The 24,491-nt window shown below is 66.9% G+C and carries 23 protein-coding genes; 14 read left to right on the plus strand and 9 right to left on the minus strand.

Annotated elements, in window-relative coordinates; genetic code table 11:
• Window positions 1-14: 14 nt before the first annotated feature.
• Together PSm6_RS18305 and PSm6_RS18310 are read left to right on the plus strand one after the other, a co-directional pair.
• Entirely contained in the window at window positions 15-353 is a 339-nt protein-coding gene (locus tag PSm6_RS18305; protein WP_031288552.1) for a hypothetical protein, read from the plus strand.
• Between the two features lie 278 nt (window positions 354-631).
• Entirely contained in the window at window positions 632-973 is a 342-nt protein-coding gene (locus tag PSm6_RS18310; RefSeq protein WP_228723558.1) for a hydrolase, read from the plus strand.
• Window positions 974-1,174: 201 nt separating this feature from the next.
• Here the strand turns inward: PSm6_RS18310 and PSm6_RS18315 are convergent, their stop codons facing one another.
• The 5 genes from PSm6_RS18315 to PSm6_RS18335 all read right to left on the minus strand — a co-directional run bounded on the left by PSm6_RS18315 (window position 1,175) and on the right by PSm6_RS18335 (window position 6,636).
• Window positions 1,175-2,302 (minus strand): IS481 family transposase, encoded by a 1,128-nt coding sequence (locus PSm6_RS18315; protein ID WP_265170506.1) that lies wholly within the window; start codon window positions 2,300-2,302, stop codon window positions 1,175-1,177.
• Window positions 2,303-2,902: 600 nt separating this feature from the next.
• Window positions 2,903-4,858 (minus strand): cyclic di-GMP receptor LapD, encoded by a 1,956-nt coding sequence (lapD, locus tag PSm6_RS18320; protein WP_265167913.1) that lies wholly within the window; start codon window positions 4,856-4,858, stop codon window positions 2,903-2,905.
• Window positions 4,859-4,861: 3 nt separating this feature from the next.
• Complete coding sequence (lapG, locus tag PSm6_RS18325) at window positions 4,862-5,548, minus strand: cysteine protease LapG (protein ID WP_021221131.1); 687 nt, start codon at window positions 5,546-5,548, stop codon at window positions 4,862-4,864.
• 85 nt (window positions 5,549-5,633) lie between these two features.
• Window positions 5,634-6,035, minus strand: coding sequence for a YbaN family protein (locus PSm6_RS18330; RefSeq protein ID WP_021221132.1), 402 nt, complete (start codon window positions 6,033-6,035; stop codon window positions 5,634-5,636).
• 13 nt (window positions 6,036-6,048) lie between these two features.
• The gene (locus PSm6_RS18335) at window positions 6,049-6,636 is read right to left on the minus strand and encodes a UPF0149 family protein (protein WP_184490723.1); all 588 of its coding nucleotides are present in this window, start codon (window positions 6,634-6,636) and stop codon (window positions 6,049-6,051) included.
• Between the two features lie 137 nt (window positions 6,637-6,773).
• Between PSm6_RS18335 and recQ the strand changes: the two genes are divergently transcribed.
• From recQ to PSm6_RS18370, 7 genes are all read left to right on the plus strand, one after another.
• The gene (recQ, locus tag PSm6_RS18340) at window positions 6,774-8,906 is read left to right on the plus strand and encodes a DNA helicase RecQ (protein ID WP_265167914.1); all 2,133 of its coding nucleotides are present in this window, start codon (window positions 6,774-6,776) and stop codon (window positions 8,904-8,906) included.
• A 230-nt stretch (window positions 8,907-9,136) separates the two neighbouring features.
• Entirely contained in the window at window positions 9,137-10,306 is a 1,170-nt protein-coding gene (locus tag PSm6_RS18345) for a GGDEF domain-containing protein (RefSeq protein WP_021221135.1), read from the plus strand.
• Window positions 10,307-10,394: 88 nt separating this feature from the next.
• A complete protein-coding gene (locus PSm6_RS18350; protein ID WP_265167915.1) occupies window positions 10,395-11,411 on the plus strand; it encodes a DUF2804 domain-containing protein in 1,017 nt (338 codons plus the stop codon).
• Window positions 11,412-11,491: 80 nt separating this feature from the next.
• Window positions 11,492-11,926 (plus strand): MarR family transcriptional regulator, encoded by a 435-nt coding sequence (locus tag PSm6_RS18355; protein ID WP_021221137.1) that lies wholly within the window; start codon window positions 11,492-11,494, stop codon window positions 11,924-11,926.
• Window positions 11,926-13,326: a DHA2 family efflux MFS transporter permease subunit gene (locus tag PSm6_RS18360; RefSeq protein ID WP_265167916.1), complete on the plus strand. Its 1,401-nt coding sequence runs from the start codon at window positions 11,926-11,928 to the stop codon at window positions 13,324-13,326. The genes PSm6_RS18355 and PSm6_RS18360 overlap by 1 nt, the downstream gene beginning before the upstream one ends.
• A gap of 265 nt (window positions 13,327-13,591) precedes the next feature.
• Window positions 13,592-14,848 carry a type IV pilus assembly protein FimV gene (locus tag PSm6_RS18365; protein ID WP_265167917.1) on the plus strand — a complete coding sequence of 419 codons (1,257 nt, stop codon included), beginning with the start codon at window positions 13,592-13,594 and terminating at the stop codon, window positions 14,846-14,848.
• A complete protein-coding gene (locus PSm6_RS18370) occupies window positions 14,845-15,972 on the plus strand; it encodes a motility hub landmark protein FimV (RefSeq protein WP_265167918.1) in 1,128 nt (375 codons plus the stop codon). Before PSm6_RS18365 ends, PSm6_RS18370 begins: the two co-directional genes overlap by 4 nt.
• A gap of 128 nt (window positions 15,973-16,100) precedes the next feature.
• Here PSm6_RS18370 and PSm6_RS18375 read toward each other — a convergent pair whose 3' ends face one another.
• A complete protein-coding gene (locus tag PSm6_RS18375) occupies window positions 16,101-18,290 on the minus strand; it encodes a patatin-like phospholipase family protein (protein WP_265167919.1) in 2,190 nt (729 codons plus the stop codon).
• A gap of 75 nt (window positions 18,291-18,365) precedes the next feature.
• Between PSm6_RS18375 and PSm6_RS18380 the strand changes: the two genes are divergently transcribed.
• The 3 genes from PSm6_RS18380 (at window position 18,366) to PSm6_RS18390 (ending at window position 20,278) form a co-directional block, all read left to right on the plus strand.
• Window positions 18,366-18,650, plus strand: a complete 285-nt coding sequence (locus PSm6_RS18380) for an Rdx family protein (protein WP_265167920.1) — start codon at window positions 18,366-18,368, stop codon at window positions 18,648-18,650.
• An 80-nt stretch (window positions 18,651-18,730) separates the two neighbouring features.
• The gene (gene rfaD / locus PSm6_RS18385) at window positions 18,731-19,729 is read left to right on the plus strand and encodes an ADP-glyceromanno-heptose 6-epimerase (RefSeq protein WP_265167922.1); all 999 of its coding nucleotides are present in this window, start codon (window positions 18,731-18,733) and stop codon (window positions 19,727-19,729) included.
• Window positions 19,730-19,852: 123 nt separating this feature from the next.
• The gene (locus PSm6_RS18390) at window positions 19,853-20,278 is read left to right on the plus strand and encodes a hypothetical protein (protein ID WP_265167923.1); all 426 of its coding nucleotides are present in this window, start codon (window positions 19,853-19,855) and stop codon (window positions 20,276-20,278) included.
• A gap of 66 nt (window positions 20,279-20,344) precedes the next feature.
• Here the strand turns inward: PSm6_RS18390 and PSm6_RS18395 are convergent, their stop codons facing one another.
• From PSm6_RS18395 to PSm6_RS18405, 3 genes are all read right to left on the minus strand, one after another.
• On the minus strand, window positions 20,345-21,223 hold the full coding sequence (locus PSm6_RS18395) for a DMT family transporter (RefSeq protein ID WP_265167924.1): 879 nt from the start codon (window positions 21,221-21,223) through the stop codon (window positions 20,345-20,347).
• Complete coding sequence (locus PSm6_RS18400; protein ID WP_021221145.1) at window positions 21,220-21,558, minus strand: tRNA-binding protein; 339 nt, start codon at window positions 21,556-21,558, stop codon at window positions 21,220-21,222. The genes PSm6_RS18395 and PSm6_RS18400 overlap by 4 nt, the downstream gene beginning before the upstream one ends.
• A 92-nt stretch (window positions 21,559-21,650) precedes the next feature.
• Window positions 21,651-22,406, minus strand: coding sequence for an AraC family transcriptional regulator (locus PSm6_RS18405; RefSeq protein WP_043243226.1), 756 nt, complete (start codon window positions 22,404-22,406; stop codon window positions 21,651-21,653).
• Window positions 22,407-22,539: 133 nt separating this feature from the next.
• On the opposite strand from PSm6_RS18405, the gene PSm6_RS18410 reads away from it, so the two are divergent.
• Both PSm6_RS18410 and PSm6_RS18415 read left to right on the plus strand, forming a co-directional pair.
• The gene (locus tag PSm6_RS18410) at window positions 22,540-23,373 is read left to right on the plus strand and encodes a UDP-2,3-diacylglucosamine diphosphatase (protein ID WP_021221147.1); all 834 of its coding nucleotides are present in this window, start codon (window positions 22,540-22,542) and stop codon (window positions 23,371-23,373) included.
• On the plus strand, window positions 23,370-24,407 hold the full coding sequence (locus tag PSm6_RS18415; RefSeq protein ID WP_265167926.1) for a glycosyltransferase family 4 protein: 1,038 nt from the start codon (window positions 23,370-23,372) through the stop codon (window positions 24,405-24,407). The genes PSm6_RS18410 and PSm6_RS18415 overlap by 4 nt, the downstream gene beginning before the upstream one ends.
• Window positions 24,408-24,491 lie beyond the last annotated feature (84 nt).

A 24,491-nucleotide genomic window follows, 5' to 3' on the forward strand; every position in this document is an offset into this window, starting at 1 on the left:
GGGGAGAGCAGTCCATGGTGTACGTACAGCGAGATGAGCGGGGCCGGGTGCTGCGGGTCGAGTCGGAGCCTTTCGAGCACATGACCCACAGCATGCCGGCCGCAGATCCGGAGGTGCAGAGCTGGCTGGCCAGCCGTTCGCTGCACGAGCACCTGATGTCGCTGCAGCATTCCGACCTGGAGCTGGTGCGGGTGATCGAGGACCTTGTCAGTGTCCTCGTCGACCGTGGCGTGATGCGCTACACCGACCTGCCCGAGGCCGCGCGCACCAAGCTCCAGCACCGCGCCCAGGCCCGCGCCCAGGTGGAGGGGCTCGGCAGCCTGGTGCAGGACGAGGGGCGTTTGCCGTATTGAGCCACGGTCGCCGTGGGGCGGTGCCCATGCGCAAAAGGGCTTGGATGCGTGCCTGGGCTCATCGCGGTTGAAACCGCTCCCACGGGTTTTCCTCCTGAAATGAATGGCAAAAGATAATGCCCCGGAGGCGACAGAACCGGCGCCTGCCGTTGCGTTCTATTGCGCGACGGCTCCTCGGTTCACCGAGGGTGACCCGGGTTGCGGCCGTCATGTCCTCTTCAGGAGCGATACGCGAGATGGCGACAAAAGCGGGTGTCTTCACCAGACGAGTGTTGGGCGTGCTTTTGACTGTGGTGGCGCTTGGGGCGGTGACGGCCCATGCGGTGGACTACGACCTGGATAACGATGGCTATCGTGATGCCCAGTTCGGTGGCAGCGACCACGACCTGGACAACGACGGCTACCGCGATGCCCAGTTCGGCGGCAGTGACCATGACCTGGACAACGACGGCTATCGCGATGCCGAGTTCGGTGGCAGCGACCATGACCAGGACAACGATGGTTATCGCGATGCGCAGTTCGGCGGCAGTGACCATGATCTGGACAACGATGGTTACCGTGACGCCCAGTTCGGTGGCAGTGACCATGACAGCGACAACGACACCAACCGTGACGATTAACCGGCTCCACCCGTAACGAGAACGCCCGCAGATGCGGGCGTTTTCTTTATCTGCGTTAAGTGTTGCTAGAGGATTTGAGTCCAGCTGATTGCCGAGCTCTGGTGATATTTCTGGTTTCGCCCACCCGGGCGAGTCCCTTTTCCAGTCGTTTGTATAGACCGGAGACATGGTGGACACATGTGCGGGGACATGGTTGACACATTATGGTCCGTAGTCAGGGTTGTTCAGGTCGATAGTTCGTAGAAATTGATGGCAGAAGTACACGTCGTACAACACCTCGCTTTCAGGCCTGGGACGTATAGCGATCAGGTGCCCAGCAAGCCCCTTGGCGATGCGGAAGTAGTGTTTTCTAAAGCGGAATCGGCTGTGATAAACCTTTGTCACTTCGTCATCCAGGGCATATTCGAAGTCCTCCAGTTTTTCTGGAAATGGCCAGGGGCTTGTGCGGTATCGCTCCATGGGAACCTGATAGCCCAGCGCTTCGTGGGGCCGTTGAAGGTTGTAGATCTCCCTCCATTGATCGAAAGCAGCCTGGGCTTCGATCAAGTCGTGAAAGTGCTTTCCCTTGAGTACTTCAGCTTTGAGCGCGCGATGAAAGCGCTCGTTTTTGCCATTGGTTTGTGGATGGTAAGGCCGGCTGAAGCTCAGGCGAATGCCCAGCCGGACCAGCCAAACACCCAGCTCGGATAGTTCACCCGGATTACGTGGCGAGCCCCAAGGGGAGCCGTTATCGGTGTTGATTCGGGCAGGCAAACCATAGCGGCGGAAGACTTCGCTCAGCTTTTCCTGAACCGTTTCCTTGCGCTCATTGGCGCAGGCCTGGATCGCCAGGTTGAAGCGGGAATGGTCATCCACAACCGTCAACGGATGACACTGGCCTTGCTGGGTCGGAAAGTAGCCCTTGAAATCCATCTGCCAGAGGTCATTGGGGGCCTCGTGCTCGAAGCGCTGCCAGGGCTTCTTGGCTTCCTTTTCAGGCGGCAGGATCAGCAGATGGCGGTGCAGGACGTTAGTCACAGTGCTGGGGGCAATACCGCAGTTAAGGACATGGCTGATCTTGCGTCCGCCCCACGCAGGATGCGCCTGACGCAACGCAACCACCTCCGTTTCCAGCGCGGGAGGGGTCCGCTTGGGGCTATTGAGCGGCCGGCGGGATTTCTCGTGCAGGCCATCTCTCCCGCTCTGTTCGTATCGCTTAAGCCACTTGTAAGCCGTTTGCGGGCTGATACCGAAGCGTCGGCACAGTTCTCGCCTGTTGCTGTCAGGCTGTAAGGCCAACGCAATGAATTCCTCTTTCAAGCTCATGGCGTCTCTCGTATTCCAAGGCATGGTATGGATCCCCGGCAAGGCAGCTCGCCGGAAAGTGTCAACCATGTCCCCGTACACCTGTCAGCTATGTCCTCGGTCTATACATCAGTCGCCAGAAAAGTAACCAAAAGGGCTTGCCCCTCCATACGGGTCTGGCTGAAGCCAGACTTCCCTCGCTCCATCATCGTTCCAGGGGCACGCCGCGAAGGGCCATCCCTGGCCCATCGCGGCTCTCGCGACATCCATGTCGCTCAACCCCTTCCACGACGATTCGCTCGGCCTCCTGGGAAGGGGCGTTTGGCGGCTGCTCCAACTGTCTTCGCCCAACGCATCAACCACGTGGTGCGCACGGACTTTCGTAGGATGGGTAGAGCGAAGCGAAACCCATGCGGTGGAGGTGACAGAAATTCTTTGGTGCCCGGAAACCACTGTGCTTAAGCGCTTGCTTTAACGCCGCAACAGCTAACGCAGGCATAGCCTTTTCTTTTGCGGACGGCTTGGTGGGCTGAAGCCCACCCTACGGGTTGTGGGAGCGAATTCATTCGCGAAAAGGGCTGGGCCGGGTGCCTGGGCTTTCGCGGTTGAAACCGCTCCCACGGGTGCGCCGCCGGCCAACCTTCATCAGGCCTGGGTTTCGCTCCAGGGGGCGGGGGGCCCGATGAGGCGGCCCATGGCGCCCTGGATGCCCAGCTCGCCGAGCACGGCCAGCTCGCCGGGTGTTTCCACCATCTCGGCGATCAATGGCAGGTCGATGCTGTTGGTGGCGCGGTACATCGCTTCGATGAACATGCGCTTGTCGTTCTCCTGGTCGATGGCGCGGATGTAGGTGCCGTCGATCTTCAGGTAGGCCAGCCCCAGGTGGGTGAGGTTGCCGATCAGGCTGAAGCGCCCGCCGAAGTGTTGCAGGCCGAGGTGGAAGCCGGCTTCGCGTACCGCCTGGCTGAGCTGCTCCAGAGCGGCGGGGGGCGGCAGGAAGCGCTCGTCCACCTCCAGGGTCATCAGGTCGGCGTGCTGCGGGTGGGCGCGGAGCATGGCGAGCAGGCGTTCCTGGCTGGCAGGCTCGCGCAGGGTGGCGGCGGAGAGGCTCAGGGCCAGCGGCTCGGGGTGCTGCTCCAGGTGGGTGAGGGTGTGTTCGAGCATCGCCAGGTCGAAGCGCGCGGCCCAGCCCAGGCGTTCGATCCAGGGCAGGAAGCGGCCGGCGGCCACGGCTTCGCCCTGCGGGTCGAGCAGGCGCGCGAGGACCTTGCGGTGCAACAGCTTGCCGGTATCGGCGCAGTCGGCCACGGGCTGGAAGTAGAGCTGCAGCTTGCCTTGCTGAAGGGCTTCGTCGATCCACGCGCGCCAGCTGTGCAGGCCCTGATTGGGCGCGGCCTGGTAGTCGTCGAGGCGTTCCCAGGGGTGTGTCGGGTTGCTTTGCGCCTGGGCCAGGGCCTGGTCGGCGCGACCGATGACGCTGGCGGCGTCCTCGCCGGGGCGGAAGGCGGCGATGCCCAGGTGGGCCACCGGGGTGCAGTCGCTGGCGCCGGTGCTGCGCAGGCTTTCCAGGGCGTCGCTGAGGCTTTGGGCGAGGAGGTCGGCGTCGTCGTTGACCAGGCCGGGGGCGAGCAGGGTGAATTCACCGCCCCGGCTGCGGGCGGCCAGCCAGTCGGGGTTGCCGCGGTCTTCCAGGACTTTCTTCAGCAGTTCGCCGATCTCGCCGATCAGGGCGTCGGTGCGCTGGCCGCCGAGGCGCTGGTTGAGGCCGCCGAGGTCGTTGACCCGCAGCAGCACCAGGTAGCCGGCGGCGTTCTGCTCGGCCACGGCCAGCTGGTTGCCCAGGCGGATGTCGAACTGACGGCGGTTGGCCAGGCCGGTGAGGCTGTCCTGGTAGGCCTCTTCGCGCAGCTTCTCGCTGCGCGCGGCTTCTTCGGCGAAAAGGGTCTTGAGCTTGTCGACCATCTGGTTCATGGCCAGCACCACGCGCTTGAGCTCGGGGGTGCGCGGCACCTTGGGCAGGGTGAGGAATTCGCGGCGGCTGATGGCCTGGGCCTGCTGCACCATGTTGTCCAGCGGGCGCAGCTGGGTGCGCAGGAGGAAGCCGCCGAGCACGGCGCTGACCAGCCCGCAGAGCAGCAGCCAGAGCAGGCTGCCGATGGCGCTGTCCCACAGTTTGGCCAGGGCGAATTGCGGGTGGCTGAGCACCTCGACCCGCGCGGCCTGTTCCCAGCCGCGCATGATCAGGGCGTCGCCGCCCTGGGCGCGCAGGTCGACCAGCTTCACGAACCAGGCGGGGACCTTTTCCGAGGTCGGGTCGGCCTGGCGTTCGACGATGACCTGTTCATCGGCGATGTTGACCACGCGGATGCGCGCGAAGTAGCCGCTGTCGAAGATCGAGCTGACCATCAGCTCGATCATCGCCGGGTCGTCCACGTGGGGCGTCATGGACAGGGCGAGGGCGGTGGCGGCGTCCTGGGCGTGGGAGCGCAACTGGCTGCGTAGCTGTTCCCGGGAGCTTTCCACCCCGGCGAGGAAGCTGCCGGTGAAGGCCACCACCAGGAACAGGCAGATCGCCAGAAACAGCTGCTTGAGTAACGACATCGTCTATCCCTCTCCAATGGCGAAGCCTTCGGCGCGCATCTTTTGCAGGATGTCCTGCCAGCGCGAAAGCTTCTTGCTGTCACCACTGCGCTTGCCGGCGGTGTACAGGCCTTCGGCGTTGAAGGCGTACACGGGCAGCAGGTCCTTGCGTTGCGAGGCCGGCCTTATTTCGCCGATCAGGTTGTCCAGCACCAGCGGGTCTGAGCTGGGGCTGGCGTAGTAGGTGAGCACCATGTGCGCCTGGTTGTAGTTGAGCGCCTTGACGTAGGTGATGCGCAGCTTCTCGGACGGGATGCCGAGCCGGCGCAGGGTGAAGTACTTGGCGATGGAGTAGTCCTCACAGTCGCCGGCGCCCTTGACCAGGGCTTCGACGGGGGTGGCCCAGTAGTCGTTCTGGCCCCAGTTGCGCTGGTCGTCGACGAAGCGCAGCTGGCGATTGAAGAAGCGATTGACGGCGGCGAGCTTGTCTTTCTCCGGCAATGCGCCGCTGCCGTCGATCAGCACGCTCCAGGCTTCGATGCGTTCCTTGGCGGTGCCGAGGCTGCCGTAGCGCTTCTGCGCGTTTTGCAGGATCAGGCCGAAATCCCAGTTGGCGGCGACCGCCGAGACCAGCAGGCAGGCGAGCAGGGCCAGCCACGTCGTCCGTGGCCGTCCTTGCTTCGCTTTCGCACGCCGCCCTAGCCGCATCATCAGGGTCTCCGCCCTTGGATCAGTGCAGTCTAGGTGGTGGTCGGGCTTTTTGCCGGTGGGCTTGGGCGATGTTTCGGGGCGGGCTTCAGCCGCGGTCCAGGGTCTTCTGGCGCAGGATGTAGACGGTGACCAGCACGGCGCTGGTGAGCATGAAGCCGCGCGCCCAGGGCAGGGGCACGAGGTAGCAGGAGAAGGCGATGCTGACCCACATCAGGCCGATGGCGTAGACCTTGCCCTTGAGCGGGATGCCGTTGCCTTCGAGGTAGTCCCTGATCCAGGGACCGAGGTGCTTGTGGTTGACCAGCCAGAGGTAGAACCGCTGCGAACTGCGTACGAAACAGGCCGCGGCGAGGAGGAGAAAGGGCGTGGTCGGCAGCACCGGCAGGAAGATGCCGATCACACCCAGGGCGACGGCGAGCCAGCCGACCACCAGCAGTACGTAGCGTACTGCCGGGTTGCGGCTCTGGCGGATGTCACCGTGCGCCATCAGCGCGACCTGCTCAGTGGCTGCGCGGCTTGAGCAGTGCGGGTTTCTCTTCGGGGGCGTTGCAGAGCAGGAACAGGGCGGTCAGCAGCTCGGGGATCTGCTCGATCATCTCGTCGACCAGGTTGCGGTCGGCGGCGATGTCGGCGAACTCGGGCTGCTCGTCGAACAGGCCGGAGCCGACCATGATCGGCAGCAGCAGCTCGCTGACTTCCTCTTCGGATTCCTCGAACCACACGGCCTCGCGCAGGAACACGCCTTCCATGAAGCCGATGCACCAGCCGCGCAGGTCGGAGTCGTCCGGGTCATCGCCCAGGTCGAGGTCGCAGGGCATCTCCGGGTCTTCGTCGCTGGCCAGCTGGCGGGCGATGTGGGCCTTGAGCAGCAGCAGGGTGGCTTCGATCTCCTCACGCTCGGCGTCGCTGCGGTAATGCGGCGGCTCGGCGAACAGGGCGTCGATCCACTCACGCTCCGGAACCGGGTCCGGGCAGATGGACAGTGCGGTCAGGTAGCCATGGGCGGCCACGTAGTCCAAGGCTTCTTCGTGCAGGTCATCGGCATCGAGGAAGGCTTGCAGGCGGGACAATTGCTCAGCGAAGGACATCGTGGGACTACCTAAGAGGATTAAACGAGGGTGGATTCTAGTCGAGTGCGAAGCCCGCGGCAAAAGCGCTCCCGATGGGCGAAGGCTTCCCCGGGCGTTTGCTGACGTATAATGCCCGGCTTCATTCGGAGACCCGCATGCTCGACCACGCCCAGCGCATCCTCAAAGACGTATTCGGCTATGACGCCTTCCGTGGCCACCAGGCGGCGATCATCGACCGCGTGGCCAAAGGCGGCGACGTGCTGGTGCTGATGCCCACCGGCGGCGGCAAGTCGCTGTGCTTCCAGGTGCCGGCGCTGCTGCGCGACGGCCTGGCGGTGGTGGTTTCGCCGCTGATCGCGCTGATGGAGGACCAGGTCGCCACCCTCGACGAGCTCGGCGTGGCCGCCGTGGCGCTGAACTCGACCCTGAGCAACGACGAGCAGCGCGACATTGCCGACCGCATCCGCCGTGGCGAGATCAAGATGCTCTACCTGGCCCCCGAGCGCCTGGTGCAGCCGCGCATGCTGGCCTTCCTCGAGCGCCTGGACATCGCCCTGTTCGCCATCGACGAAGCCCACTGCGTTTCCCAGTGGGGCCATGACTTCCGCCCCGAGTACCTGCAGCTGGGCCAGCTCGCCGAGCTGTTCCCCAATGTGCCGCGCATCGCCCTGACCGCCACGGCGGACATGCGCACCCGCGAGGAGATCGTCCAGCGCCTGCACCTGCAGGATGCCGAGCGCTTCCTGTCGAGCTTCGACCGGCCGAACATCTTTTATCGCATCGTCGCCAAGGACAACCCGCGCAAGCAGCTGCTGGGCTTCCTCACCGAGCGCCGTGGCGACGCCGGCATCGTCTATTGCCTGTCGCGCAAGAAGGTCGATGAGGTCGCCGCCTTCCTTTCCGAGCAGGGCTACCCGGCGCTGCCGTACCACGCGGGCCTGCCCAGCGACCTGCGCGCCTACCACCAGAAGCGCTTCCTCAACGAGGAAGGGCTGATCATGGTGGCGACCATCGCCTTCGGCATGGGCATCGACAAGCCCAACGTGCGCTTCGTCGCCCACCTCGACCTGCCCAAATCCCTGGAAGCCTATTACCAGGAGACCGGCCGCGCCGGCCGTGATGGCCTGCCCGCCGATGCCTGGATGGCCTACGGGCTGCAGGACGTGCTGCTGCTCAAGCAGATGCTCAACAACTCCGAGGGCGACGAACGCCACAAGCGCATCGAGCAGCACAAGCTCGACGCCATGCTGGCCCTATGCGAGGAAATCCGCTGCCGTCGCCAGGCGCTGCTGGCCTACTTCGACGAAGAGCTGCCCCAGCCCTGCGGCCATTGCGACATCTGCGTCGACGGCGTGCAGACCTGGGACGCCACCGAGCCCGCGCGCCAGGCGCTGTCGGCCATCTACCGCAGCGGCCAGCGCTACGGCGTCGGTCACCTGGTCGACCTGCTGCTGGGTCGCGACAACGAGAAGGTCCGCGCTTCGGGCCACCAACACCTGTCTGTTTTTGGTATGGGCAAGGCGCTGTCCGAAGGGGAGTGGCGCACGCTGTTCCGCCAACTGGTCGCCCGTGGCCTGGCCGATGTCGACCTCGACGGTTTCGGCGGCCTGCGCCTGACCGATGCCTGCCGCCCGCTGCTGCGTGGCGAGGTGAGCCTGCAACTGCGCCGGGACATTTCCACCAAGGCGCCGAAGCCCGCCGCCAGCGCCGCCAGCCAACTGGTGCGAGGCGAGGAGCGCGAGCAGTGGGAAGCCCTGCGCGCCCTGCGTCGCAAGCTGGCCGAAGAGCACAGCGTGCCGCCCTATGTGATCTTCCCCGACGCCACCTTGCTGGAAATGCTGCGCAGCCAGCCGAGCACCCTGGCGGAGATGGCGCGGGTCAGTGGCGTGGGCGCGCGCAAGCTGGAGCGCTACGGCGAGGCCTTCCTCGATGTGCTCAACGGTGGCGCCGAAGCTGCGCCAGCCCCGCGCGCGGTGGCCGACCTGCGCCACGAACTGGTGAGCCTGGCCCGCGCCGGCATGACCCCGGCGCAGATCGCCCGCCAGCTCGATTGCACCGAGAAGAACGTCTACAGCCTGCTGGCCGAGGCCATCAGCGAGCAGCAACTGAGCCTGGAACAGGCCCTGGACCTGCCCGAAGCGATGCTCGGCGAGGTGCAGGACGCCTTCCTCGATGGCGAGGGCGAGTTGCCCAGCGTCACTCAGGTTGCCGAGATGCTCGGCGGCAAGGTGCCGGAAGGCGTGCTGCATTGCGTGCGTGCCGCGCTGCAGGCGGAATTCGAATCCTGAGTGGAGGGGCACGGCCCCTCGTGACCCCTCCGGCCTCTTGTGGCCGATTCCGCCTGCTACTAATGTGCAACAAGGCTTCCGGCCGGCGATGTGAGGTCGCCGCCGGTGCCGTGAGGGGCAGGGCCGTGAGGGCGCTTCGTCTACGTGAGGTAGGCGGCGATGTACTCCTGTCCTGACGCTGCAAGGCCGGGCGCGGCAGTAGGTCCCGGCTCAAATAAGAAGAGGTGGCAGTGTCGACACTCAACGCCTGGCTGGACGAAGTGCGCCCGAATCCCTATGCCGACCAGCTCGCCCTGGGCTTCCGGCAACTGCGTTTCGTCCGACCGCTGGAACAGGAATACCGCAACTACTTCCTCGAGCAGACCTTCGACCTCAAGCGCATCGCGCTGCTGCTCGGGCTGCCCATCTGGCTGGCCTTCGCCTTTCTCGATTTCCACCTGATCGCCAGCGCCGAACGCTGGTGGATGCTTGCCGTGCGCCTGGGGGTGCTGGTGCTGCTGGTGGTCTGCGGCTTGCTGATCCTGCAGCGGCGCCATGTTCATCTGCTGGTGCCCCTGAGCCTGGTGTGCGTCAGCGCCCTGGGCGTGGGGGCGGCGGCGGTGGTGGCCATCGCCCATCGGGTCGACCCGTCATTCCCCTATGAAGGCCTGCTGCTGGTGTGCATGGCGGCCTATTTCGTGGTGGGCCTGCGCCTGGGTGAAGCGCTGCTGGTGTCACTGCTGATCCTGGTGGCCTACGTGGCGCTGGAGCTCTGGGCCGGGTTGCCCTGGCCGCGCCTGGTCAACAACCTGCTGTTCCTAGTGTTCGGCAACCTGGTGGGGGCGGTGGGCTGCTACCTGCTGGAGTTCAAGTCGCGGGAGCACTTCCTCGTCAGCCGGCTGATGCGGGTGCTGGCCGAGCACGACAGCCTCACCGGGCTGCATAACCGGCGCAGCTTCAACCGCCAGTTGGAGCGCGTCTGGCGCCAGGCCCAGCGCGAGGGGCTGCCGCTGGCGCTGATGCTCTGCGATGTCGACCACTTCAAGGCCTACAACGACCTCTACGGCCACCAGGGCGGCGACCACGCCCTGCAGCGGGTGGCGGGGGTGCTGGAAGATGCCGCGCGACGGCCGCTGGACATGGCGGTGCGCCTGGGGGGCGAGGAGTTCGCGGTGCTGCTCTATGGCACGCCGGAAGCGGAGGCGCGGCAGTGCGCGGAGAACGTGCGCGCGGCCCTGGAGGGCCTGGCGATCCGCCACGAGGGCTCGCAGGTGGCCGAGGTGCTGACGATGTCCATCGGCCTGGCCTGCATCTTCCCGGGCAACGACATGCCCCTGGGCCAGCTGTACGAACTCTACGAGCACGCCGACCGCGCGCTCTACGAGGCCAAGGCGTTCGGGCGTAACCAGGTGGTGGCGTAGTTCGTCGCTCGCGGTGGCGCGCTGCGTGACTGCGTGCCCTGGTACGGCGGTGCTAGGATCGCGCCTTCCCACCTGACGAGCCCTGCCCATGAACAAGCTGATCGGCGCTGGCGGCCAGCCGCATTACGGACTTTTCGACGGCACTCCCGGCCTGGTCAACTACCGTGATTTCGACTTTCGCTCGCCCATGGGCCGTCGCCTGGGGGCGCTGGCGAAGTGGCGGCGCTTCCATCAGTTCCAGTACTTCGGCCTGATCAGCGACCAGCTCATCGGCGGCTGCGCCCTGGCCAACCTGAGCCTGGCCGGCATTGGTTTCGTCTACCTGTTCCACCCGGCCAGCGGGCGCATGATCGAGCGCCAGTTCAAGCTGCCGCTGGGCATGGGCACGCGTTTTTCCCAGGTGCCGGACGAGGGCGTCTGCGAACTGCGCCAGGGCCGCAACCTGCTGCGCCTGGAGAATTCGCCGAACCCCAAGGAGAAGCGCCTGCTGGTGGAGCTGGACGACGGCACCCGCATCGACGCCTGTTTCTCCGAGGATGAGCCGGCCTTCCAGCCCATGAGCCTGTGCACGCCCACCGCCGTGAACGGCTGGGTCTATGCGCGCAAGGTGGCAGGGGTCACCTGCCGGGGCGAGGTGCGCAGCGCGTTGGGTGATTTCGACCTGCAGGCCATCGGCGCCTTCGCCCACCACGATTGGTCCGCCGGCTACATGCGCCCGGAGACCTTCTGGAACTGGGCCTGCCTGTCCGGTGAGGCCCAGGGGCTGCGGGTGGGGGTGAACCTGTCCTGCGGGGTCAACGAAACCAGCTTCACCGAGAACTGTTTCTGGATCGATGGCGAGCTGATCAAGGTGGACTGCGTGCGCTTCGCCTTCGATCGCGACCGGCCGCTGGAGCAGTGGCTGATCACTTCCAACGACGGCCAGGTGGAGCTGCGCTTCACCGGCACCGGCCTGCACAAGGAGCGCCTGAACCTGTGCTTCATCGCCAGCAACTTCAAGCAGATATTCGGCCGCTTCGACGGTGTGCTGCGCCCCCACGACCGGGCGCCTGTGAGCATCGATGGGCTCTGGGGCTTCGTCGAAGACCAATATGTGAAGTGGTAGATACAAAGCTGCGCTTGCTCCCGGCTGTCGCCTATGGTTAGCTCGCTAATTATTAGTTTAGGCAGTTAGAGTCCGTTTCAATGTCCCATACCGATCAACACCGCTTTGCCATGCAGCTCGCGCAGATGTCGCGGGCCTGGCGTGCGGAGCTGGATCGCCGGCTCGTCGACCTCGGCCTGTCCCAGGCTCGCTGGCTGGTTCTCCTGCATCTCGCTCGCTTCGAAGAACTCCCCACCCAGCGTGAACTGGCGCAGAGCGTCGGCGTCGAGGGCCCGACCCTGGCCCGGCTGCTCGACAGCCTGGAAGCCCAGGGGCTGGTGCAGCGCCTGGCCGTCGCCGAGGACCGCCGCGCCAAGAAGATCACCCTGTGCCCCAAGGCACGGCCGCTGATCGAGAAGATCGAGGCCATCTCCAACCAGCTGCGCAGGGAGGTCTTCACCGATATCGATGAAGAGGAACTGCGCCGCTGCCAGCAGGTACACGCGCGGATACTGGCCAACCTGGAACGGCGTTGATGCAGGACCTCGAGGCCCTGCACGCGCGCTACGGCCCGCGTTACCCGCAGTTGCTGCTGGGGCTGCTGATGGTCGGCAGCATGGCGATGATCCTCGCGTCCACCAGCATCAACGTGGCCTTGCCCGCGATCATGGCCGACTTCGCCATCGGCCGACCGCTGGCGCAATGGCTGGCCACGGGGTTCCTCGCCTCCATGACCGCCGGCCTGCTGCTCGCCGCCTGGGCCCAGTCGCGGCTCGGTGCGCGCCGCACCGTGCAGGGCGGTTTGCTGATCTTCACCCTGTGCTCCCTGCTGGCCCTGGCGGCCACTTCCGCCTGGCAGCTGATCGCCCTGCGCATCGTCCAGGGGGCCTGCGCCGGGATCATCCAGCCGCTGGCGATGGTGCTGATCTTCCGCATCTTCGCCGAGGGCGGGCGCGGCATGGCGCTGGGCACCTACGGGCTCGGGGTGATGATTGCGCCAACGCTCGGGCCGACCATCGGCGGCTACCTGATCGACCATTTCGGCTGGGAGGCGGTGTTCTGGCTGCCCTTGCCCATGTGCCTGGCGGCGGCCGTTGGCGCCCAGTGGCTGATGCCCTCGGACCGCGACCGCAGCACGCCGGGCGTCGATCTCGTGGCGTTCCTGTTCCTCAGCGTTGCACTGTTCGCGCTGCTCGGCGCCTTGGCCGAAGCCCAGCGCTTCGGCTGGCTGGCACCGAGCTGCTGGATCCCCGGGCTGCTGGGCCTGGGCGCAACCCTGGGCTTCGTCCTGCGCAGCCGCGCCAGCCCACGGCCTTTGCTGCCGTTGGCGCTGTGGCGCCACCGGGCCTTCCGCAAGGCCAGTTGGGTGGCGCTGATCCTCGGCCTCGGGCTCTACGGCTCCACCTACCTGATCCCGCTGTTCCTGCAGACGGTCGAAGGCTACAGCGCCGGCCGCGCGGGCCTGTTGCTGCTGCCCACCGGGGTGGTGCTGGGCGTGGCGTCGTTCGTGGGCGGCTGGCTTAGCGACAAGCTTTCCGCCGCGCTACTACTGGTGGCCGGGCTGCTGGTGTTCGCCCTGTCATCCCTGGGGCTGGGCCTGGTGGACAGCGGCGCCTCCTTCCTCGTGCTGTGCTTTTGGGCCTGCCTCGGTCGCCTCGGCCTGGGCTTGCTGCTGCCGGCCTTGAGCACCGGTTCGCTGGACGTGCTCAGTGCCGAGGAACTGGCCCTGGGCGCCGGCGCCATCACCTTCGTGCGCCAGCTCGGCGGAGCCTTCGGGGTCAACCTGATGACCTTCTTCCTGGAGTGGCGCTACCACGCCGGCGGCGGCGACCTGCAGGCCGAGGCGCTGGCGTTCCAGCAGACCTTTTGGCTGGTCGCCGGGCTTTTTCTCCTGGCGGTGTGGCCTGCGTGGGGCGTGCGCGCGACAAAAGGCTGACGAAGCTCTATAAATACTCAGTAAAGGTGTGATTTCCGTCACTTTCATGGCGAACTTGCGGTAGGATTTCACCTGCCTGATGGCCCAAGGCCTCTACGCCGGGCAATCTGGGAAATTGCATCCATACTTATTTTCAGTTGGGTTCCAGGGATCGCCGCCCGACGCGTTTTCTTTCAATGCCGACGCCCGTTTTCGCCCCTCCATGGACTCAGGATCGTAGGGAGGCGGCTGTGGCGTTCGAGCCGGCATGACCGGGGGAGGGCACATGGCTCGAGTCAACAGGATCCTGCTTGCGCTTGCATCGGGACCTATTCTTTATTCCAGCCTGGCCTCCGCCATAGGCCTGGGCGAAATCACCCTGCATTCCGCGCTGAACCAGCCGCTCGAGGCTGACATCGGCCTGCTCGACGTCGGCGACCTGACCGACAGCGACATCAAGATCAGCCTGGCCCCCGCCGATGTGTTCGAGCGTGCCGGCGTCGACCGCGTGCTGTTCCTCAACGACCTGCGCTTCAGCCCGATGATCCGTGGCGCCAGTGGCCACATCCGCGTGGTCTCCAACAAGCCGGTGCGCGAGCCCTACCTGAATTTCATCGTCGAGGTGGCCCGCCCCAACGGCCGCCTGCTGCGTGAATACACCCTGCTGCTGGACCCGCCGGAAGCCTCCGCCTACAACCCGGTGGCCGCGCCCCTGGGCAACACCGCTGCCCAACGGGATAACCGTCGCAGCAGCGCCGCCAGCAGCCAGCCGGCCCCGACCGAGGCGCCGCCCGCCACCCAGGGCAAGCGTTACACCGTGGTCAAGGGCGACAACCTCTGGGCCATTGCCCAGCGCCAGAGCGCCGGCAGCGGCATGAGCACGGCGCAGATGATGAACGGCATCCACGCCCTCAACCCCAGCGCCTTCGCCAATGGCGACCCGAGCCGCCTGAGCGTGGGCCAGAGCCTGTTGCTGCCCGATGCCGCCGTGTCGATGGGCGCCGCTGCGAATGCAGCGGCCAACGATGCCGGCACCACCGGCCAGGCCATGGTCGGCAGCGCCCCCGGCCCGGTGTCCGCCCCCGGCACCCCGAGCCAGCCGGCGCCGTTGCCCCAGCAGATCGCCGAGGTGCAGCGCCGCGTCGACACCGAACTGGTCAATAGCGAGAACGAACGCCTGCAACTGCGCCAGGACATCGCCGACCTCCAGCTCAAGCTGGAAACCCTGCAACGGCAGATGGAGCAGAAGGACGCTCAGCTGGCGCGCCTGCAGAACGCGCTCGGTTCGAACAGTGCCCAGCAGGCGTCCGCCGATGCCGGGCTGCCGCCGCTAACGGCCACCGCCCCGGCGGATGCGCCGGTCGCCGATGCAACCAACCTGCCCCCGCTGGACGATGGTGCCCCGGTCGCACCGCAAGCGGCCCAGGCACCTGCCCCAGCGAAAGCCCCGCCCCTGTTGACAACGCCGTTCCACAGGCTCCGGCCGAGCCGGCTGCCGAGGCGACCCAGCAGGGCACGCCGGCGGTCGCGGCGCCCGATGTGACAGTGCAAGAGCCGGACAGCCTGGACACCTGGTCCCGCGCGCTGATGATCATCGGCGGCATCCTGCTGCTGTTCGTCCTGGCCGTGGCACTGCTGCGTCGTCGCCAGGAAACCCGCCCCGAGGCGCCTGAGCCGGTGGTCAAACCCAAGGTGCGTCCGGCCGAGGCCGTCGCCGTGGCGGCCGAGCGCCCCCGCATCGCCGCTGTGCCCCAGGCCCGCCCCGAGCCGGTGGTGGCGGTCGCCGCTGCCGCTGCACCGGTGGCGGCTCCCGCGTCCAGGCCGCAACCCACCCTGGCGACGGTACGCCCGTCCAGCGATTCCCTGGATGGCGCCAACATCTACATCGCCTATGGCCGCTTCAACGATGCCGAGAGCGCGCTGCGCAGTGCCATCGTCCAGGAGCCCAACCGCACCGACCTGCGCTTCCGCCTGCTGGAAGTGCTGGGTGAACTGCGTGACCCGAGCGGCTTCGCCATCGAGGAAAGCAACCTGCTGGAGATGGGCGTCGGTTCGGCCCGTATCGACCCGATCAAGGCGCGCTATCCCGGCATCGACCAGGGCAGCAAGGCCGAGCCGATGTTCGAGGAGCCGGAGTTCGTCCTCGGTGACCAGGCCCCGGACCTGCAGCCGGCCGAGCCGCTGATGGTGCGTGATGATGAGCTGACCGATGAATTCCAGCTCAACCTCGACGACCTGCCCCTGGACGCCGACTGGGACAGCCTCAGCCCCTTCAAGACCGAGGCGCCCAAGACCAAGGCGACGGGCAGCAAGCCCGAGCCGGTGCATCACCACGTTGACCCGGCCTTCCGCAGCAACCTGCAGGACATGCCCGAGGTGTTCGAACTGGACGACCTGGAGCAGGCCGATCGCCTCGAACTGCCGGAGCTGCCCCAGGCCGAGGAGCTGGACGAGCTATCGTTCGACTTCGAGGACCCGCTGGAAGCCAGCGATGACCTGGACCACCTGGCCGCACGGCAGGAAAACCTGATGAAGCTCAACCTGGCGCTGGCCTACATCGACCAGGGCGACATCGAAAGCGCCTGCAGCATCCTCAACGAGGTGATCGACGGCGGTGACGAAGAGCAGAAGCAGGAGGCCCGCCAGCTGTTGGCGAAGATCGCCTGACCGCTCACGCAACACCCAAAAGCCCGGACACTGTTCCGGGCTTTTTCATGGTTGAACACGGCGCGTATTGCCCGGCAGCGCTTCGCGAGCAGAGCTCGCTCCTGCTGGGAAGTAAGTGAGTCGGGTGCTTAGAACACCCGGCCCAGCTTGAGGTAGAGCGCCTGCTCGGAGACGTCGTTGAGGCCGTAGCTGAAGTCCAGCGGGCCCAGGGGCGTGTCGAAGCTGATGAACAGGCTGCCGGCGTTGATGTAGCCGCTGTCGAAGCTGTTGTCTTGGTTCCAGGCCCGGCCGCGCTCCAGGCTGGCGCCGAGGTAGAAGGGGAAGTCCAGCGGCAGGAAGGAGCGCTGGGTCATCCGGCGGTAGTACACCATCCGGGCCAGGGCGACGTTCTGCCCGGAGATCGAATCCTCGCGGAAGCCCGAGAGCTGGCGTGCGCCGCCGAGCTGGAAGCTGGAGGTGACCACCTCGGCGCTGTCCAGGGTGCGGCCGTAGCGGCCACCGAGGACGAAGGTGTTGGCGTCGCTGGAGAGGGCCTTGTCCAGGCTCAGTTCCCACTGCCGGTAGCGATCGTCCGAGCCCAGTTCGGGGTCGTACTGGCGCAGGGTCAGCTTGATGTCCTCGCCCTCGTGGGGGTAATCGACGTTGTCGAGGGTGTCGAAGGAGTACTTGGCCTCGTAGTAGCCCTCGCTGAAGCTGAAGCTGGGCAGGCGGCGGTCGCCGATGCGCACGTCGGCATCGCCCCAGCCCTGGCCGATGCCGAGGCGCAGCTCGCCGTTGTTGGCGATCTGCCGGCCGATGTTGAAGCCGTAGCCGTAGCGCTGCAGGCGGTATTCGGCGATGGGGTCGTTGTCCAGGGTGGCGTCGACGTTCTGCGCCTCGGCGGCGATATAGGGCGCGACGAAGTAGCGCGAGCCGTAGTCCAGCGGCTGGTAGAACTCGCTGTAGAGCTCCTGGTCGCTGCCGATCTGGGCGCGGGTCAGCCATTCGGCGCCGAGTTTGTTGATGCCGTTGACCCGGTAGCTGGCGCCCAGGTTGAAGGTGCTGCCGCCGCGCATGTCGTCGTCCAGGCTCAGGCCCAGGCGCAGGTAGTCGGTGCCGGTGCGCTTGCCGCGGGCGTTGATCACCAGCGTGTTGCCATCCTTGCGCTTGACCACGCGGTAATGCACCTGCTCGAAGTAGTCGAGGCCGTAGAGGGTGCCCATGTCGCTCTGCAGGCGCTCCAGGTCCAGCGGCTGGCCGGTTTCCTGGCGGATGATGCGGCGGATCACCTCGTCGCCCACCTTGGAGTCGTTCTCCACGCTGATGCGGGCGATTACCGGGCGGCGTTCCACGGGCAGGCGCGCCTCGGCCAGTTCCGCCTCGTGCTGGCCGTGCTGGCGCGCCAGCGGGGCGAAACGGTGCTTGAGGATGGTGGCGGCGCGGTAGCCGGCGTCGATCATCTGCCGCGCGCGGCCGAAGTCGGTGGCGCTGAAACCCGCCAGCGGCGGCTGCACCAGGATGTCGTCCGGGCCGAGGGTGGCCAGTTGCGCCTCGGAGTTGCGTCGGGTCATCAGGGTCACCGACTGGTTGAGCACGTCGACCACGGTGAGCAGCTCCTTGCGCCCGCGCAGCGGGGTGCCGATATCCACCGTGATCACCAGGTCGACGCCCATCTCCCGGGCCACGTCCACCGGGATGTTGTCCACCATGCCGCCGTCCACCAGCAGTTGGCCGTCCACCTCCACCGGAGCGAACACCGCCGGGATCGACATGCTGGCGCGGATCGCCTGGGGCAGGTGGCCCTTGCGGAACACCACCTTCTCGCCGGTGGAGATGTCGGTGGCCACGGCACGGAAGGGGATGGCCAGACGGTCGAAGTCGCGGGTGTCGCTGGTGTGCACCAGCAGGCTTTCCAGCAGCAGGGCGAGGTTCTGGCCCTGGATCACGCCGAGCGGCAGGCCCAGGCTGCCGTCGTCGCGGAAGCTGAGCTTCTGCTTGACCAGGAAATCGCGGTCGTCCTGCTTGCGGCGGAAGGGGATGTCATCGCGCAGGGGCGCGTCGGAGAGCGCTTGGCGCCAGTCGATGGCCAGGGCCAGCTTTTCCAGTTCGTCGACGCTGTAGCCCGAGGCGTAGAGGCCGCCGATCACCGCGCCCATGCTGGTGCCGGCGATGGCGTCGATGTGCACGCCCTGTTCTTCCAGGGCTCGCAGCACGCCGATATGGGCCAGGCCGCGTGCGGCGCCACCGGACAGCACCAGGCCGATGCGTGGGTGGGCCTGGTCGGCCAGGGTGGCCAGTGGCAGGAGGATAAGGGCGAGGAAAACGAGCACGCGGCGCATAACGCATCCCTGGTCAGGCGGGGAGGAAAAAGGCCGCTATTATAGGCGCCCCGCACGCCGCCACCGAGTCCCGTCATGTCCAGCTCCAGGCCCGAGATCGTCATCACCTACTGCACCCAGTGCCAATGGCTGCTGCGCGCGGCCTGGCTGGCCCAGGAGCTGCTCAGCACCTTCGCCGACGACCTCGGTCGGGTGGCCCTGGAGCCGGGCACTGGCGGTGTGTTCCGCATCACCTGCGACGGCGAGCAGATCTGGGAGCGCAAGGCCGACGACGGCTTCCCCGAGGCCAAGGTGCTCAAGCAGCGGGTGCGTGACTGCATCGATCCGACGCGTGACCTGGGCCACAACGACCGCCCCTGAGCGGCCTTGCCCCAGGTCAACGGCGGGCTGATCACGCAGGCATAGCCTTGACGGTACTTCCACGTCCCTGGAGTGCCGTCATGAGCATCATCGTCACCGGTGCCGCCGGCTTCATCGGCAGCAACCTGGTCAAGGCCCTCAACCAGCGCGGCGAGACGGACATCATCGCCGTCGACGACCTGACCGAAGGCGACAAATTCCGCAACCTCGCCGATTGCGAGATCCGTGACTACGTGGACAAGCGCGACTTCGTGCCGCGCTTCGCCGCCGGCGAGTTCGGCATGGTCCGCGCGCTGTTCCACCAGGGCGCCTGCTCCAGCACCCTGGAAGCGGACGGGCGCTACATGATGGACAACAACTACCGCTACAGCTGCGAGCTGCTGGATGCCGCCCAGCGCCGCGGCCTGCCCTTCATCTATGCCTCGTCGGCGGCCGTCTATGGCGCGGGCCAGGTGTTTCGTGAAGGCCGCGAGCACGAGCTGCCGCTGAACGTCTACGGCTACTCCAAGCTGCTGTTCGACCAGCGCGTGCGGCGCCTGCTGCCCCATGCCCGCGCCCAGGTGGTGGGGCTGCGCTACTTCAACGTCTATGGCCCGCGCGAAGGGCACAAGGGGCGCATGGCCTCGGTGGCGCTGCACTGCTTCCACCAGTACCGGGCGGAGGGGCGGGTACGCTTGTTCGGCGGCTGCGACGTTTACGCCGCTGGCGAGCAGCAGCGCGATTTCGTGTCGGTGGAGGACGTGGCGCGGGTCAACCTGCACTTTCTCGACCATTCCCAGCGTTCGGGCATCTTCAACCTCGGCACTGGCGTCGCCCGGCCTTTCAATGCGGTGGCCATGGCGGTGGTCAATGCCCTGCGCGCCGAGGAGGATCGGCCGCCCCTGGGCCTGGCCGCGCTGATCGAGCAGGGCGTGTTGCACTACGAGGACTTCCCCGCCGTGCTCCGGGGCCGTTACCAGAGCCATACCCGGGCGGACATCGAGTTGCTGCGCGAGGCCGGTGCCGGCGAGGGCTTCCTCGATCTGGAGACCGGCGTGGCGCGCTATTGCCGCTGGCTGCTGGAGCAGGAGCGGGCCTGAGGCGGGCGTGTATCAGGACGTTTACCCCGGATTTACACAGGGCTGACGCTCGCCCGGGGGCGCCGGGCGAATAATTCCCTCCAGAGGCCGCGAACCCTACGCCCGTATTGCACGAGGTGAATGATGTCCTTGAAAACAACCCTGGCGCTGGCACTGCTGCTCGGCCTGTCCACCCCGCTATTCGCCGGCCCCGGCCAGGGTGGCCCCGGCGCCCATGGCGGTGGTCCCGGCCCGGGCGGGCAGGGTGGCTGGGGCCCGGGCCCGGGTGGCGGTGGGCACGACCGTGGCCTGCCGTCCGGCGCCCGCGAACTGTGGATCGGCAGTGCGCTGTACTTCGTCGCCGCCGGCACCTACTACCTGTGGAACGCCAATGTGCAGCGCTACGAAGTGGTGACGCCGCCTGCGGTGGTCCAGGGCAACGCTGCCGTCAGTTATGAAGTGATCGCCTACCCGGCCACCGTCACCCGCCCGGTGGGCAGCGACAGCACCGACCGCTACCGCCGCGCGCTGGGCGCCTGCCTGATGGGGCGTGGGTACAGCGTGAACTGAAAACGGCGGGCTGCGCAGGGTGCGGTGCGTAGCCCGGACTTCAGTCCGTGCTTCCGGTGGTTACCGTCAGCTCGCCGCTTCGGCGGGCTTCACCGCGTTGGTTTTGCGCGCCGGGAAGGCGATGGCGGCGATGATCAGCGTGCCGCCTGCAAGCATGCGCAGCGAGGGCTCCTCGCTGAACAGCCACCAGGCGAAAGCGATGCCGTAGACCGGCTCCAGGGCAAAGATCACCGCCGTGGTGCGCGCCTTGAGCACCTTGAGGCTGGCCACGAACAGGCTGTGGGCGAGGCCGGTGCAGAGCACGCCGAGCATGGCGATCCACAGCCAGTCGATGGCCCGCACCGTGGGCAGTACCGCCCAGCCCAGGGGCAGCACGCAGACGACGATGCAGAGGTTCTGCCACAGCGCCACCTTCACCGGGTCCAGCCCCTTGGTGCTTGCACGGTTGAGCAGCGACAGCAGGGAGAACAGCAGGCCGGAGAGGATGGCGGCGATCAGCCCCTGGGTGGCGTCGCTGGCGAAATCGAAGTCCGGCGTCACCAGCACCAGGCCCAGGCTGACCAGGGCCACCACCACGAACTCGCGCAGGTGGATGCGCTCGCGGAACAGCAGCCCCTCCAGCAGCAGGGTAAAGGCCGGGAAGCTGGCGAAGCCCAGGGTGGCGATGGCCACGCCGCCGATCTTCACCGCCTGGAAGAACAGCACCCAGTGCCCGCCCAGCAGCAGGCCGCCGAGCAGCAGCAGGGGAATCTGCCGCAGTACCGGCGCGCCGCCACGGGCACGGCCGGCGAACTGGGCGAACAGCGCCAGGGCGATGACGGCGAACAGCGCGCGGCCGAAGGTGATCACCACCGGCGTGGTTTCCGCCAGCTTGCCAAAGATGCCGGAGAGGCCGAAGAGCAGGGCGCCCAGGTGGATGGCGAGCAGCGCGTTACGTTCGTTCATGCCAGGCGCGCGCCGTTCGGCAGCGGCTTGTCGAAGCCGGCCAGCACCACCTTGCCTTCGGCATCGTGGACGCCGGTGACCAGCACTTCAGAGCGCACCCCGGCGATGCGCTTGGGTGCGAAGTTGCAGACGCACAGCACCTGGCGGCCGACCAGCTCCTCGGCGGCATAGTGGGCGGTGATCTGCGCGCTGGAGGTCTTCACCCCCAGCTCGCCCAGGTCCACTTCCAGCACATAGGCCGGCTTGTTGGCCTTGACGTTGGGTGCGGCGGATACGACGGTGCCGACGCGCAGTTCAACGCGCTCGAAATCCGCCCATTCGATGGTCGATGACATACAGCCCCCTTGTTTGACGATGGCCGCAGTCTAGAGGGCGGCGGGGTGGCTTGTCTGTCGCGGGACTCGCGGCTTTCGTCGCGGCCCTCGCGTCAGCCGCGCTGGCGGCGCAGGGCGCGCGGGGTGGTGCCGAACTCGCGGGATAGTGCAGCGGTGAAGGCGCTTTGCGAGCTGTAGCCCACCTGGGCCGCGATCTCGGCCACGCTCAGGCTGCACTCCAGCAGCAGCCGGCGGCCCTGGAGCAGGCGCCGGGTGCGCAGGTAGTCCATGGGCGTTTGCCCGGTGGCAGCGAGGAAGCGGCTGTGGAAGCGCGCCACCGACAGCCCACAGAGCCGGGCCAGGTCGGCCACCTGCAGGGGGCGTGGGGCGTGCTGGTCGATGTAGGCGTCGAGGGCTGTCAGCGGCAATGTGTTCCGCTCCGACGCTGGTGTGGCGCTCGGTGCCACCAGGCTGGCCAGCAGCAGGCCGACGCCCTGGGTGGCGATCACCGGGTCATCTATGGGGCTGGCGGCGAGCCAGCCCACCAGTTGGCTCTGGGCAGGGTCGAGCTGCAGGGCGCCGGGTTTCTCCAGCAGGCGCCGGCTGGCGTCGAAGTGACCGCCGAGGGTGCGTTGCAGCCAGGCGTCGTCGGGCACGTCGAGCACCAGGCACAGGCTGCCGCGCGGGCTGCCGCAGGCATGGTGTTCGCCCGGCGGGACCACGGCGAGGTTCTGCCGCTCGACCCGCGCGCCGATGCCACCCACCTCGAATTCCAGGCTGCCGCTCAGGCCGAACACCAACTGGGCGTGGTCGTGGCTGTGGGCGAGCAGGTCGTGGTTGTAGCGGCGCAGGGTCAGCATCGGGCTCATGGGGTGTTCCTCGGCAGGTGGCCAGTCTACTCCCCGGCGCGGGCGCCGCCAGTGTCATCGTTCTGCAGCCTAACCGTCACCTGCACTTCACCGGGCCTGCGCAAGATCGGAAAAACCCAGCTGGAGGCCGCCCATGAGCAGCGTTCAACGCCTGGAGCCGGCCGACCCGGCTCGTCCCCGCAAGCAACGCGTCCGCACCCTGTGGATATCCGACGTTCACCTTGGCACCCGCGATTGCCAGGCGGAGCACCTGGCGCGCTTCCTCAAGCGCCACCATGCCGACCGCATCTACCTGGTGGGCGACATCATCGACGGCTGGAAGCTGCGGGGCGGCATCTACTGGCCCCAGGCGCACACCAACGTGATCCGTCGCCTGCTGACCATGAGCAAGCGTGGCACAGAGGTGATCTATGTCACCGGCAACCACGACGAATTCCTGCGCCGTTACTCCAGCCTGATGCTGGGCAATATTCAGCTGGTGGACGAAGCGATCCACGAGACCGCCGACGGCCGCCGCCTGCTGGTGATCCACGGCGACCAGTTCGACGTCATCACCCGCTACCACAAGTGGCTGGCCTTCCTCGGCGACTCGGCCTACGAGTTCACCCTGACCCTCAACCGCTGGCTCAACCACTGGCGCGAGCGCTGGGGCTACGGCTACTGGTCGTTGTCGGCCTTCCTCAAGCACAAGGTCAAGACGGCGGTGAACTTCATCAGCGACTTCGAGGAATCCATTGCCCACGAGTGCGTCAAGCGCGGGCTGGATGGTGCCGTCTGCGGCCACATCCACCACGCCGAGATCCGCCAGGTGGGCGGCGTCGAGTACATGAACTGTGGCGATTGGGTGGAATCCTGCACCGCGCTGATCGAGCATTGGGATGGCACCATCGAGCTGTACCGCCTGGCCGATGACCAGGCGCGCCTGGCAACCGAGACCAAGCAGCCCGCCCTCGAGCCCGCTGCATGAGGATTCTCATCGTCAGCGATGCCTGGGCGCCCCAGGTGAATGGCGTGGTCACCAGTCTGCAGGCCCTGGTGGCCGAACTGCGCGGGCTTGGCCACCTGGTGAAGGTGCTGTCGCCCCGGGACTTCCGCTCGCGGCCGTGCCCGACCTACCCGGAAATCCCCCTGGTGTGGGACCTCTGGCGCGTGGGCCCGGCGATCCGCGATTTCCGCCCGGACTGCGTGCACCTCGCCACCGAAGGGCCGTTGGGCTGGGCCGCGCGGCGCTGGCTGAAGCGCCGAGGCCTGGCCTTCTCCAGTGCCGTGCACACGCGCTTCCCTGAATACGTGCACACCCGCTGGCCGCGCGTTCCGCTGGAATGGGGCTACGCGGTGCTGCGGGCCTTCCACCGCCCCAGTCAGACGGTGCTGGTGACCACCGAGCGCCTGCGCGGCGAATTGGCCGGCCGTGGGCTGGGCCACCTGTCGCTGTGGCGCAAGGGCGTGGACACCCGCCTGTTCCACCCGCGCCCGGAACAGCCGCGACCGCTGAAGCCGGTGTTCCTCTACGTCGGCCGTATCGCCCCGGAGAAGAACCTGCGGGCTTTCCTCGACCTGGACCTGCCCGGCGAGAAATGGCTGGTGGGTGATGGGCCGCAACGGGCCGAGCTGGAAGCCGACTACCCCGATGCGCGCTTCCTCGGCTACCGCCACGGCCAGGCGTTGGCCGATGCCTTTGCCGGCGCCAGCGTGCTGGTCTTCCCTTCGCGCACCGATACCTACGGCCTGGTGATGCTCGAGGCCCTGGCCTGCGGCACGCCGGTGGCGGCCTTCCCGGTGCCCGGACCGCTGGACGTGCTGGAAGCGGACCTCACCGGGGTGATGGACGAGGATCTTCACGCTGCCTGCCTACGTGCACTGGAGCTGGACCGTGGCGTCTGCGCCGAGCGTGCCGCGCGCCTGTCCTGGCGGGCCTCCGCCCAGGAGTTCCTGGCACGCCAGCCGCTGCTGGATGGCGAGTTGTGCGGCGAGGCGGTGGGGGAAGGGTCGCTGTCGTAGGGTTAATTCCCGTGATCCCGATTGCGAATGGATTCGCGCCAGCCGACGTACAGCTTCGCGAGCAGAGCTCGCTCCTACGGAGGG

Source organism: Pseudomonas solani (assembly GCF_026072635.1).
Taxonomy (GTDB): domain Bacteria; phylum Pseudomonadota; class Gammaproteobacteria; order Pseudomonadales; family Pseudomonadaceae; genus Metapseudomonas; species Metapseudomonas solani.